Origin of the sequence: Shewanella sp. SM21 (assembly GCF_025654335.1) — a bacterium.
In the GTDB taxonomy this organism is placed as follows: Bacteria; Pseudomonadota; Gammaproteobacteria; order Enterobacterales; family Shewanellaceae; genus Shewanella; species Shewanella oncorhynchi.
Map to the genome: position 1 here is coordinate 96,085 of NZ_JAKKRL010000011.1, position 12,502 is coordinate 108,586.

A 12,502-nucleotide genomic window follows, 5' to 3' on the forward strand; every position below is an offset into this window, starting at 1 on the left:
TCGGAAAATGAAGTTGGCGCGAGACTTACATTGAGTGAAATCTCGCGCCAAGTGTGGTCAATTTTGCTTAACGGTTGGCAATCGGTACCACTTTGCGCGGCGCAACGCCCACATAATCGGCACTCGGGCGGATGATGCGGTTGTTAGAGCGTTGCTCCATCACGTGCGCCGCCCAGCCTGTAACGCGTGAACACACGAAGATAGGCGTAAACAACTTAGTCGGAATATCCATGTAGTGGTACGCGCTGGCGTGGAAAAAATCTGCATTACAGAAGAGTTTTTTCTGTTCCCACATCAGGGCTTCACAGGCAACCGATACCCGGTATAGACGGTCGTCACCGTTGGCGGCAGCCAGTTTTTCTGACCATTCTTTGATGATGGCATTACGTGGATCGCTGTCGCGGTAAATTGCGTGGCCGAAGCCCATGATCTTATCTTTACGCTCGAGTTTACCCATTAAGATGTCGCGCGCATCGGCTTCATCTTTCATGTCTTGAATAAGTTCCATCGCCGCTTCGTTCGCGCCGCCATGCAGCGGGCCGCGCAGTGAACCAATGGCGCCAGTGACGCATGAATGCATATCTGACAAGGTGGAAGCACATACGCGAGCGGTAAAGGTTGATGCGTTAAATTCATGTTCTGCATAAAGAATTAACGATACGTCCATCACTTTAGCATGCAGTGCCGACGGCGCTTTACCATGTAACAAGTGCAGGAAGTGTGCGCCAATTTGATCGTCATCGGTTTCAGTATCGATACGCACGCCATCGTGGCTAAAGCGATACCAGTAACAGATGATCGATGGGAAGGCGGCCAATAGGCGGTCGGTGATTTCACTCTGTTCGGCAAAGCTGTGCTCGGCTTCTAAGTTGCCGAGCATTGAGCAGCCAGTACGCATTACATCCATAGGATGAGTGTCGGCTGGAATGCGCTCCAATACTTCTTTTAATGCTTGTGGCAGACCGCGAAGGCCTTTGAGTTTGGTTTTATAGGCATCAAGTTGGGCTTGAGTGGGCAGCTCGCCGTAAAGAATAAGGTAGGCGACTTCTTCGAAGGTGGCATTTTCACCGAGATCTTTCACATCATAACCGCGGTATGTGAGGCCCGAGCCTGATACGCCCACTGTGCTCAATGCAGTTTCGCCTGCGCTCTGGCCACGTAATCCTGCACCGCTTAGTTTTTTAGCTTCTGACATAATCCTTCCCTTCCGTTAACTCTGTATGATTATTGCTGGTGGATGAATACGCTTATTTCAGAGCACTCATTCGCCGACATTTATTGGTTAAGGCTGCACTTTTTTAACTTGTTTAACGCTAAATCTGCTTTAACGCCAAACCCTGTAGGGTTGCAGCTTTTCGGTTATTTATCTTGGCTGAACAGTTGATCTAACTTGTCTTCAAAGGCGTGGTAGCCCAAGTATTTATACAAGTCTTTACGGGTTTGCATAGTGTCTAGCACATTGCGTTGATGACCATCATTCATCAGCGCTTGCATGACGTTCAGTGCGGCTTGGTTGGCTGCACGGAAAGTACCGAGTGGGTAGAGCACCATGTCGGCACCCGCCTCGGCGAGTTCTTCTTTATTGAACAATTGGGTTTGACCAAATTCAGTCATGTTGGCCAAAATCGGTGCTTTAACTTGAGCCTTGAAGTGGCGATATTGGTCTAGCTCAGTTAAGGCTTCGGCGAAGATCATGTCGGCGCCGGCGGCAATATACGCTTGCGCACGTTCAATACCCGCTTCTAAACCTTCCACGGCGACTGCATCGGTACGCGCCATGATCACAAAGTTAGGATCGGTACGGGCATCGACGGCCGCTTTAATGCGATCGACCATTTCTTCAATGCTCACAACTGCTTTGTTGGGTCTGTGGCCGCAACGCTTTTGCGACACTTGGTCTTCCATGTGCACTGCTGCGACGCCGATTTTTTCGAATTCTTTGATGGTACGAGCAATATTGAATGCGCCGCCCCAGCCAGTATCGATATCGACCAATAAAGGCACTTGCGTGGCAGAGGTGATGCGGCCGGCATCAATCAGCACGTCATTCATTGAGGTCATGCCCAAGTCAGGCAAACCGTAGGAAGCATTGGCAACGCCAGCGCCCGAAAGATACAAGGCTTGGAAGCCTGTTTGTTCTGCCATTAAGGCAAAATAGGCATTGGTGGTGCCAACGATTTGTAACGGTTTGGCCTTAGCAAGAGCTTGGCGAAAACGTAATCCTGCGCTTTGGGTCATGGTGTTATCCTTTTCCATTTTATGGGAAGTGGGCATATTGAGCCGTAAGAACTTAGCTAATGTTGGCTAAGGTTTCTTTTGCGGCTGCATTGGCTTGCAATTCAATTAAGCGTAATTCGGTATTTTTACGCCCTTGTTCGATATGGCGGCGCATCAACAAACTGGCCAACTCACCATCGCGCTGGGCAATGGCTTCGACTATGCGTCTGTGTTCGGCAATCGCTTTCACGGGGCGATTTTTATTGGTGCACTGGTAGCGGTACATACGTAGCAAGTGATACAGACCACCGACTAAGGTTTCCTGTAGATGCTTGTTACCGCTGGCTTGAATAATTTGGTAGTGGAAGTCGACATCGCCTTCCTCTTGGAAGTAAGTATCGCCCTTGGCGAGCGCCGCTTCTTGCGTTGTGAGCAGATCTTCTAGCTTGGCTAATTGTTCTGGGGTAATACGGCTGGCGGCGAGTTCGCAGGCCATGCCTTCAAGTACGCTACGTAGTTGATATAAATCGTTAAGTTCACTCACTGTTAGCTGGGCGACGCGGGCACCAACATGGGGCGCACGCACCACTAAACGTTGTCTTTCTAAGGTTTGCAGTGCTTCGCGGGTCGGGCCGCGGCTGATGCCGTATTTTTCGGCCAGTGCTTGCTCGTTAATCTTGCTGCCCGCAGGCAGTTCGCCCTTGATGATGCTGGTTTGGATCTGCACCAAAATTTGATCGGCTAATGTGGTCGACGTTTTATCTGCCGAGGTCGATTTGACCTTATGCAGGTGGGAAACATGTGTGTCATCAGAAACGAACGTCGTGTCTTGCTTCAACATAGAGCGCATCACTATTAATAGGATTGTCGACAATGGGTAAAAAATAGCCCTCCCTTGGTGGATTGTCAACAATGTGTTTACTTAGACGTAAGTCTATATTCCAATGGCTTTCTATTTTTGTCATTGATTTTTATCATTTTATTTTTATTATCTCGTTATTGATATTTTATGTTATGAATATTTAAATATTAAATTGTCAACAATGGCGTGGTTTTAACCTTCCAACCTCGTTGCGGATGTTGATGGTTTTGGGGGAAATCGTCCAAATGCATTTGGCATGTTTATCCTTCGCGTTATGCTATGGGCGGAATGAGACATTTGGGGATGACAGTGGAAAAAGTGTTAGTGAGCAGTTGTTTACTCGGACAAGCGGTGCGCTACGACGGTGGCCATAACTTGATGGAGAGCGAGCTGGTGCAAACGTGGCTCGAACAAGGGCGGATTGTGGCGATTTGTCCCGAATGTGCAGGCGGTTTGCCAACACCTAGACCGCCAGCGGAGCGGATTGGACAGCGCATCTTAACTGCCCAAGGTGAGGATGTGACCCACGCTTTTAGTCTGGGAGCCGATCTCGCGCTTAAGCTGGCGCAGCAACACGGGATTAAAGTGGCGATTTTAAAAGCCCGTAGTCCATCCTGTGGTAATAGGCAGATTTACGATGGTCAATTAATTTGTAAAACAGTTAATTGCGGGACAAGGATTAACGGCTGAAAAACTCAGCACCGCAGGAATAACCGTATTCAATGAATTGGAGTTATCCGCTGCAGCGGCATGTGTTGCTGAACTAGAGCAAAGCTAGAGACGAGCTAGCTTGCTTGAGTGTGATTGGGGCTGGTGGCCTTATTGTTCACATTTTGATGTGTTTGGAGTAAAGCATGAATTTGTTGATCTTTTTCCGCCCACACTTGGTTTAACCAGCGTTGGAATTCGACGCGGTACTCAGACTCAGAGAAATAACGTGCCGCATCTACCTGAGGCACGGGCAGGGCGTTAATTCGCACAATAATCTTACTGACCTTACCATTCATCACCCCAAACAGAATATCTTCAGGCGCATCTGGGTAGACGATTGTCATATCCAGCAGGTTAGTAAATTGTTCGCCCATGGCTGATAAGGTAAAGGCGATACCACCCGCTTTAGGACGTAACAAATGTTGATAAGGCGAGTTTTGGCGCTGATGTTTATCTTGGGTAAAACGGCTGCCTTCAACATAGTTAATGATTGACGTGGGCATATTGCTAAACTTGGCACAGGCGCGGCGTGTGGTCGCTAAATCTTTGCCCTTAAGCTTTGGATTCTTTTTAAGTTTTGCTGGGCTGGTTCTATTCATAAATGGCATATCCAGCGCCCAACATCCTAGGCCCATGATGGGCACATAGATGAGTTCTTTTTTGAGGAAGAACTTCAGCATAGGGATGTGGTTACGCAACACGTAAGTTTGCGCGGCGATATCGAATCCACTGAGGTGGTTACTGATCAGCAAATACCAGCTGTTTTTATCGAGTCCTTCGAGCCCTTTGACATCCCACTCAATTTTAGCGATCAAATACAAGATGCCACCGTTGCAGCAGGCCCAAGCCCACATAAAACGGTTCATGACCGCAGTCACCGCATTGCGCGCATTTTGTGCTGGCATCACAAGTTTCACTAATCCGCCAATGCTGATAAGCGAGCCCCAAACGGCGGTATTAATGATCAGCAAGCTTAAGCTCAGCATAAACAACACTGAACCAGGCAGGAAATTCAACATAGTGGCGTTACCTTTATTCTTTATTCGCTTGGCTAGCGAGTTGGCTTAACACTTGATCCTTAGTGAGCCAGAGTTGATTCAGTTGTTCTTGGAAGCCAATTTTAAAATCGCGGTCATTCATATAATCGCCGCGCATCGCAGGATCAATATCGGAGACCTTGATGTGTACTTTAACGCTTGGCAACTTGCCTGTCAGGTAGTCCCAATAGCTCGGTACTGCGTCTGGGTAGTAAATGGAGACATCGACTAGCTTGTGGATCTGTTCACCCATGGCTGATAGCGCGAAGGCCATACCGCCCGCTTTAGGTTTTAGCAAATGTTGGAACTGTGAGTTTTGTTTTTGATGCTTAGCCTTGCTGAAGCGCGTGCCTTCGACAAAGTTCATCACACTCACAGGCTTAGCCTTAAACTTAGCACAGGCTTTACGTGTAATTTCAATGTCTTTGCCCTTTAACTTAGGATTCTTACGCAACTGCGCTGTGCTATAACGACGCATAAAAGGAAAATCGAGTGCCCACCAAGCTAGGCCTAATACAGGCACAAAAATCAGCTCTTGCTTGAGGAAAAACTTTAAGAAAGGGATTTTTCGGTTAAAAATCCGCTGCAGGATCAGGATATCGACCCAAGACTGGTGGTTGGCAATCACCATATACCACTCTTTAGTGGAAAAGTCGGTGTCACCACTCAGTTCTATTTTAACGGGATGTAAGCAACGCTCAATCACGCCATTGACGCTGATCCAAGCGCTGGCACAAAAATCGAGCACATGACTAGTCGCAGTCCTTAATGGACTGATAGGTATCAGTTTTATAAAACTGATTAACACGATTGGGATAGTCCAAAAGACGGTATTTATAACGTAACCTAAAAATGCAATACAGCCTTTTATCTGTGAAAACAGCATTCCCATCCGAGCCCCCTGACAAAAATTGGAGGCCTATGTTACTCGGTGTAGGCGTTTGGCTCAATCTTAGGCACAGCTGGTCGGTGCATTTGTTCATCTTCACTGTAAAGCTGCTTACTCAATATTGCTGGGATAGTCGTGCCAGCAACCTATCCATAGCACGATAACCCAGTGCTTGGGCAAGATGACGGCGTTCGGTATTAGTGGCTTGTTCAAGATCGGCGATAGTGCGGGCGACTCTTTGTATACGATGAAAACTGCGAACAGATAGGCCAAGCTTGACCACGCTTTGCTCCAAAAACACTAAATCAGCATCACTGAGTCCGCTGAAGCGTTTCAATTGTTTCCCTGTAAGTTCGCTATTGAGCACACCAGCACGGGCGAGTTGTAGCTCACGTGCTAGCTTCACTCGTTTGGCTATATCTTGGCTGGTTTCTGTCTGCGGCGCGGCTTGAGTCAAAGTGCCCGCGGGAAGTTTGGGCACTTCTATGGTCAAGTCGAAACGATCGAGAAACGGACCTGAAAGCCGCGAAAGGTAACGTTGGATTTGTTCAGGGCTGGATCTATGATGGCTATCCAAGTCGCCACTAGGGCTAGGATTCATCGCTGCGATTAATTGGAATCGACTCAAAAATGTCAGTTTAGCGGCAGCGCGGGAAATCACTACTTCGCCGGTTTCCATCGGTTCGCGCAGGCAATCTAAGACTTTACGCGGAAATTCAGCCACTTCATCCAAGAATAATACACCGCGATGGGCGAGGGAGATCTCCCCTGGTTTTGGGATACTGCCACCACCCACGAGGGAAATCGAAGAACTCGTGTGGTGCGGCGCCCTAAATGGTCGCTGTAAAAAATGCTGCGGTTTAATGTCGAGTCCAGCAACGGAATGAATTGCCGCCACTTCTAACGCTTCCTCATAATTGAGTGCAGGCAATAGTGCCATCATGCGGCTGGCAAGCATGGTCTTGCCAGTACCCGGCGGGCCTAGCATCAAGAGGTTGTGGTTACCCGCAGCGGCAATTTCGAGTGCTTGCTTAGCCTGATATTGGCCAATCACATCGCTCAGGCAAGTATGGGACTCGGGTGTCTCTTGGCTTACCCATTCTAACTGTGGCGCCAGTGTGGGCAGTTGGTTTTGCCCCTGTAAATACGCGGCTAGACTTTGCAGATGCGAACCAAATAACACATTGGGATAGCCGACTAGCTCGGCATCGTGGCGGTTATCTAGCGGTAAGACCAAGATATGGTCTTGGCGTTTCGCCGCGATAATCGCGGGCAATAACCCTTGGCAGTAACGTATGTGCCCTGACAGTGCCAGCTCGCCGACAAACTCGATATTTTTTAAACTGTTAATGGGAATCTGTTCCGAAGCAGCCAATATGCCCACGGCGATGGGTAAGTCGTAGCGGCCACCTTGTTTAGGTAAATCAGCTGGCGCGAGATTGACGGTTATCCGCCGCATTGGAAACTCGAATCCCGCATTGATCAAGGCACTGCGTACTCGCTCACGGGCTTCTTTTACCGAAGCTTCGGGTAAGCCTACAAGATTAAATGCTGGTAAGCCGTTGCTGAGATGCACTTCAACTGTGACTTGAGGAGCTTCGACCCCACAACTGGCTCGGGTATTGACGCAGGCAATCGCCATAAACAAATCCTTTTGTTGATCTTTTTCGCTGAATTTGAGTGTAGCAGTAATTAATGGGAGGGGTTTCCTATCGCCTAGGTCGTTGCCCTTCTCATTAGCAAGCCGTTGACTCCGGCTTTGCTAATCGTGTGATAGGCTTGGCAATTTGCCTTATTTGAAGGTGGCAAATAGTTGATAGAAATGATAAAAAACAAATATTGGAGTCGTGAGGTAAATATGGATATGTTGTTAGCAGAAAATTCCCCCATTCGTCAGCAGCTGCTAGAGCAAAAGTTGGCGCAGTTTAAAGACCCGCATCTTGCCCATACGCTTTCGGCATTTATTCGCAGTAGTGTCGATCTCTATCCCTGTGCAATCGAAGATTATGCTCAGTTAGGCAATAGTAGGCTGGGTGGTTTACCGGATTTGCCTGTGGGAATGGATTACCCAGTGACCTTGGTTGGACGGGAGGAGATGCTGGATGCTTACGCTGAGGAATTCGACCACACTCGCGAGTATATCGAGGAGCATTATTGTTGGTCGCAAGATTCGGATTGGGACGAGGCTGCGCAAGCCTTCCGTGTGCCCATGCAATTTATCGCACAAATCAATTGTAGCGAACTGAAGGCTTTTCAATCTTATTTGCCTCGAGAGGGGCGATTGTTGTTCTTTTTGGAGCGCTGGCGATTCTCGGAAATGCTTCGCGGCCATGTCTATTATGTCGCTGAGGATCAGCAACTGAACTCTGGAAAAGCGATTGCCGAACCTAAGTTCGACGATGCGGTATGTGCAAACTATGAGTATGAAGAGGCTTATCAACTTCAGGGAATTGCCAGCATTAAGATGATAGCCCCTGACATGATTAATAGTGACAACCCGCATTTAGTAAAGTTAGCCAAGGCACGTCTACAAGCGCTACCAGAACCGCAACAAGCTATGGTGCTGGAGGCCCTAGCGGTTGTGGATGATGAATTGGCACCAGAGTGGCAAGATCAGCTCAAGGGCTATGAGCTGATACAATTGAATGAGCACGGGTTTATCCCTGGTCAGATTCTCACTCAATCGCAATGGGCTAATACCGACTGGCAGTCATCCAACCTGCAGGAATTGCTCGTTCCCGAGCAGCCGCTGCCGTATTACGATGGTATCGCCAGCATTAATGGCCATGGTGATAGCCGCTATAAAGCCCCCGAACTCCGCGCCGCGGCTGAATTAGGCGGCAATGCCGAAGATTATCTAGTACTGTTCAAAGTCGTCTACAGTGAGCATTCTATGCAATTGAATTTTATTATCCACCGGGACGATCTCGCGTCGGGTCAATTTGAACGCATTTACTGCATTTATGATTATTAGTTCATTGATAAGGTTGGCTACTGCCAACCTTTTTGTTTGGCGATGCGGGTTACACAGCAATCGGAGTACATCGAGACGATTGAAGGTGTATGTTGCGACGGATTAGAAGAAGAGTCGCAAGCACAATTTAGTGCCTTTGAATGAATATGAGTTATAAAGGATTGATTCTGGGAGAAATGATTACGACTGAATAGATTAAGTGATTGATAGTTATATTTAATTATTTCAATCAGTTAATGTATATTGGTCAACCTATGCCATTATATGAGGGCATCGTTGAGCAGTCTCATTTGGTTTACCCTCCAATGAAAATCATGGTTCTCCTCACGATATTCATTCACCTCGGCCGTTAGGCCGCATTAACGTCTGAGTTCTAACTTGTATTCCTTTTAAGTCCCCGTCATTTTCTCCGTGGTTAGGTCGCAAGACTGACCATAAGGCCGCCACTTACACCCCTATAAACATTCTGCTACTGAGCCGCTCGATCTCCCTATACCGACTGAGTGTCGGAATAAATAGTCAGCATATAAAGTATACTTTGTATCATTTTGTGGTTTAATCGAAACATCTGCTGCCGATTTTAGCAACATTTTTGGCGGCGATGCGGTAACAAGGTTGTGAATCGATAATAATAAAGTGACCTCTTGTGAAGGATGACATTTGAGGGAACATGGTCGAGGAGAACTCGCCTATGCGTTCGTGGATGTTAGCGTGTGTGTTTATCTGTACTGCGGGTTTTGGTGGGGCAGCATGGGCAAAACTCGATGTGGTTTTCTTTAATCCTGGGGCTGTCGATGACAGTTTTTGGGGAGATGTCGACCAATTGATGTTGGCGGCATCGATGACACTCGATATTAAACTCGATATCATTCATTCCGATCGCAATCATTTCAAGATGATCACCCAACTCGATGAGTTGTTAGCTTCCGCAAAGGTACTGCCCAATTACGTTATTCTGGTTAATGAAAAACAATCCGTGATAAAAATGCTGCAGGCGCTTTATCCTCACCCTGTTTATGTGCAATTGATTTTAAATGATATTTCCCCTGGCGAGCGTGATGCCTTGCTGCAAGATCCCCATTGGCAAGAATATCTGTTACCCGCCATTATTCCCGATAATTACGCTATTGGTTCGGCGACCGCTAAGGCCTTAATGGACGACTTAGAGGGAAAGGCGGCTAAAGTTCTGTTGATTTCGGGCGATAAATCGACGCCTGCTTCAGTGCTACGTACCCAAGGCGCCAGTGACTATTTCTTTATGCAGTCCAATGCCACTCTGACTCAAACGGTTTATGGCCAATGGAGTGAGGCTGTGGCTTATGGGCAAGCGTTAACCCTGCTGAATCGTTATCCTGATCTGAATGTGATTTGGACCGCCAGTGATCGTATGGCGATTGGGGTGCTTAAGGCATTGAAGGAAAAAGGTTTGGTGTCTGGTAAAGATGTATTTGTCGGTACGATCAATACTTCACCTGAGATTTTACAGCTTTGTCGCCAGCACTCTGTGAGTGTTATTGGTGGCGGGCATTTTTTGGTTGGCGCTTTAGGTTTGGTCGAATTGCAATATTATCAGCAGCATAAAAAATATCTCCCCTATGACAATGTTGCCTTGTTCGGTGTTTTGCAACCAGATTCGGCATTTTATCAAATGTTAGTTGCTCGAGATTGGCCACAGATTTTCCAGTCTCAGATTTTGAATAAGTTGCCCCTCAAGGCGTAATAACAGGTGTACATGAAGCATCGTAATCATTCTATTAGCCACAAGATGACGCTGATTATTATTGGGGTGAGCTCGTTTTTTGCTGTGTTAACTATGCTGGTACAGTTGATTTGGAACTATCAGGATAGTATCGATAATGCGACTTCGGATATCCGCGAGTATTCAGAATCTATTTTGCCAAGCGTGGCTAAGTCACTGTGGGACGTCGACCGTAGCTTGTTATCGGATTTGCTCTCTGGACTGGGGATGATGCCATTAGTGTCGAGTGTACATTTAGACAGTATCGATGGCGTCACTATGCATCTGGGTAAACCTTTGTTAACCGATGATGAGTCGCAAACTCTATTTCACTATCCTGTGACCTATCAAGAGCAGTCGATAGCGACTTTGACCGTAGGGTTAGATACCAATCGGCTTTACTACGAGCTGTGGCGGCAGTTGATTTTTATCGTGCTCGGTAATGGGTTAAAGACCCTATTGATGATTTATTTGATTTTGACCTTAGTGCGACTCATGGTGACAGATAGATTGTCGGCATTGGAAGATTTCACTAATAAAATCAATCTTAACTCGTTAAAAAAGTTATCTGTGCCCGAGACGGTAACCGCAAGACCCGATGAAATAGCCCATGTGGCATTGTCACTTAAGGGTATGTATCAAAGGATACGTAATGATTTAGCCATCAATAAACGTCAGCAACGTGCACTGCAACAACAGCAGCATTTATTGTCTGACTTAGTCAAAGAACGAACTAAAGAATTAGATTGGCAGTCGCAGTCGAATCAATTGTTGGCAGAGATTTCGTTGCAATTTTTGAGCATAGATACCTGCAATGTGGATAAAACCTTAACTGAAGTATGCCACAAAATAGGTCAGTTATTTGATGTTGAAAGGGTGAGTCTTCTCGAATTCAATCAGCAGCATGCCTATTACCGCAGCTTTTGGACCAGTGACTTACACGCAAATAAGGTCCAAGTGATTTCGGTAGATAATATTGCTCAACTGGCTAAAAAATTCGAGACGGAATCGACCTTAGTGATTGAGGATCTTGAGGCGTTAAAGGCTTTTTCACCACAGGAATATGAGGTAATGAAATCCGTGGGGATATGTTCGATTGCCGCCTTTGCGATTAAAAATGCTGGGGAGTTATTGGGATTGCTCTCGCTGTCGACTGTGTCGCGGCCATTAAATTGGAACGCCCAAAAAAAGAATATGCTGACCCAATTCGCCTCCGCATTGAACGAGTTACTGCTACGCGAACAGAAAGAGCGTCAGATGATAGTGCTACAACAAGCGCTGGTTGCCGCGAATAGCCAATTAAAGGTGATGGCTGAAACCGATGAGTTAACTGGCTTAGCTAATAGACGACCCTTTACCGAAAGATTAGCTACTGTGCTACAAGCTAACACTCCAGCGGGATTGTTAATGTTAGATATCGATTATTTCAAATCCTACAACGACACTTATGGTCATCTTGAAGGCGATACTGTGCTTAAACGGGTGGCAGATGCCTTAGCACAGTGCGATATCCTGCCGCACAATGCTCTATTGGCTCGCATTGGTGGTGAAGAGTTTGCTTTGGTCGTCGAGCAGGTCACGCCAGCACAGTTAACGGCTATTGCTACGCAACTGTGTTATCTCGTTGAGCAACTCAATATTCCCCATCAAGTATCTCCGTTGGCTGTGGTGACGATCAGTATTGGCAGCGTGTTTTTGCCATTAGATAAGATCTCGGGGTTTAAGATGGCCGACGTATTACGCCGCGCCGATGTTTGCCTCTATCGCGCTAAGGATAAAGGTCGCAATAGAGTTGAGGTTGAAGTGATTTAATGGGAGCCGGTTGAAGGTAACGTTACTCTTTCACCAAGATATCCCAACGCGTTGCTGGATTGGCTACTGAGTTTCAAGAGTCTAGGCGCTATGCTGCAAAATTGGAGACATATTCGGTTAGCATCACCATGCCACAGACGTCCTCAATCATGCTAACTAATTGATAACATTTATGTGAAACACAGCTGTAGATAAGTCGCTAAGATAAAAATTACTCAAGGTGAGGTAATATTAGGCTGCAGATGAGATATAATCTGCAGCC

At 46.9% G+C, this 12,502-nt stretch carries 9 protein-coding genes and 1 pseudogene; 4 read left to right on the forward strand and 6 right to left on the reverse strand.

Annotated elements, in window-relative coordinates:
• Positions 1-67: 67 nt before the first annotated feature.
• The 3 genes from prpC to L5L94_RS15810 form a co-directional block, all read right to left on the reverse strand.
• Entirely contained in the window at positions 68-1,195 is a 1,128-nt protein-coding gene (gene prpC / locus L5L94_RS15800) for a 2-methylcitrate synthase (protein WP_011791018.1), read from the reverse strand.
• Between the two features lie 164 nt (positions 1,196-1,359).
• Entirely contained in the window at positions 1,360-2,238 is an 879-nt protein-coding gene (gene prpB / locus L5L94_RS15805) for a methylisocitrate lyase (protein ID WP_006084450.1), read from the reverse strand.
• Positions 2,239-2,290: 52 nt separating this feature from the next.
• On the reverse strand, positions 2,291-3,058 hold the full coding sequence (locus tag L5L94_RS15810) for a GntR family transcriptional regulator (RefSeq protein ID WP_263163959.1): 768 nt from the start codon (positions 3,056-3,058) through the stop codon (positions 2,291-2,293).
• A 300-nt stretch (positions 3,059-3,358) separates the two neighbouring features.
• Between L5L94_RS15810 and L5L94_RS15815 the strand changes: the two are divergent.
• A pseudogene (locus L5L94_RS15815) lies at positions 3,359-3,857 on the forward strand (DUF523 domain-containing protein).
• A gap of 7 nt (positions 3,858-3,864) precedes the next feature.
• On the opposite strand, the gene L5L94_RS15820 reads toward L5L94_RS15815, so the two are convergent.
• The 3 genes from L5L94_RS15820 to L5L94_RS15830 form a co-directional block, all read right to left on the reverse strand.
• A complete protein-coding gene (locus tag L5L94_RS15820; protein ID WP_263163961.1) occupies positions 3,865-4,809 on the reverse strand; it encodes an acyltransferase in 945 nt (314 codons plus the stop codon).
• Between the two features lie 13 nt (positions 4,810-4,822).
• On the reverse strand, positions 4,823-5,719 hold the full coding sequence (locus L5L94_RS15825; RefSeq protein ID WP_105250476.1) for an acyltransferase: 897 nt from the start codon (positions 5,717-5,719) through the stop codon (positions 4,823-4,825).
• Positions 5,720-5,831: 112 nt separating this feature from the next.
• The gene (locus tag L5L94_RS15830) at positions 5,832-7,358 is read right to left on the reverse strand and encodes a YifB family Mg chelatase-like AAA ATPase (protein ID WP_263163963.1); all 1,527 of its coding nucleotides are present in this window, start codon (positions 7,356-7,358) and stop codon (positions 5,832-5,834) included.
• Between the two features lie 216 nt (positions 7,359-7,574).
• On the opposite strand from L5L94_RS15830, the gene L5L94_RS15835 reads away from it, so the two are divergent.
• From L5L94_RS15835 to L5L94_RS15845, 3 genes are all read left to right on the forward strand, one after another.
• Positions 7,575-8,690: a YwqG family protein gene (locus L5L94_RS15835; protein WP_263163964.1), complete on the forward strand. Its 1,116-nt coding sequence runs from the start codon at positions 7,575-7,577 to the stop codon at positions 8,688-8,690.
• A 691-nt stretch (positions 8,691-9,381) separates the two neighbouring features.
• The gene (locus L5L94_RS15840) at positions 9,382-10,410 is read left to right on the forward strand and encodes an ABC transporter substrate-binding protein (protein WP_263163967.1); all 1,029 of its coding nucleotides are present in this window, start codon (positions 9,382-9,384) and stop codon (positions 10,408-10,410) included.
• Between the two features lie 45 nt (positions 10,411-10,455).
• The gene (locus tag L5L94_RS15845; protein ID WP_105253010.1) at positions 10,456-12,240 is read left to right on the forward strand and encodes a GGDEF domain-containing protein; all 1,785 of its coding nucleotides are present in this window, start codon (positions 10,456-10,458) and stop codon (positions 12,238-12,240) included.
• Positions 12,241-12,502: the final 262 nt, after the last annotated feature.

What these genes read in the sequence shown, in the direction of transcription:
- L5L94_RS15810 (WP_263163959.1), bottom strand. Translation starts at nt 3,058, where the DNA reads ATGTTGAAGCAAGACACGACGTTCGTTTCTGATGACACACATGTTTCC.
- prpC (WP_011791018.1), bottom strand. Translation starts at nt 1,195, where the DNA reads ATGTCAGAAGCTAAAAAACTAAGCGGTGCAGGATTACGTGGCCAGAGC.
- L5L94_RS15825 (WP_105250476.1), bottom strand. Translation starts at nt 5,719, where the DNA reads ATGGGAATGCTGTTTTCACAGATAAAAGGCTGTATTGCATTTTTAGGT.
- L5L94_RS15830 (WP_263163963.1), bottom strand. Translation starts at nt 7,358, where the DNA reads ATGGCGATTGCCTGCGTCAATACCCGAGCCAGTTGTGGGGTCGAAGCT.
- L5L94_RS15845 (WP_105253010.1), top strand. Translation starts at nt 10,456, where the DNA reads ATGACGCTGATTATTATTGGGGTGAGCTCGTTTTTTGCTGTGTTAACT.
- prpB (WP_006084450.1), bottom strand. Translation starts at nt 2,238, where the DNA reads ATGACCCAAAGCGCAGGATTACGTTTTCGCCAAGCTCTTGCTAAGGCC.
- L5L94_RS15820 (WP_263163961.1), bottom strand. Translation starts at nt 4,809, where the DNA reads ATGTTGAATTTCCTGCCTGGTTCAGTGTTGTTTATGCTGAGCTTAAGC.
- L5L94_RS15835 (WP_263163964.1), top strand. Translation starts at nt 7,575, where the DNA reads ATGGATATGTTGTTAGCAGAAAATTCCCCCATTCGTCAGCAGCTGCTA.
- L5L94_RS15840 (WP_263163967.1), top strand. Translation starts at nt 9,382, where the DNA reads ATGCGTTCGTGGATGTTAGCGTGTGTGTTTATCTGTACTGCGGGTTTT.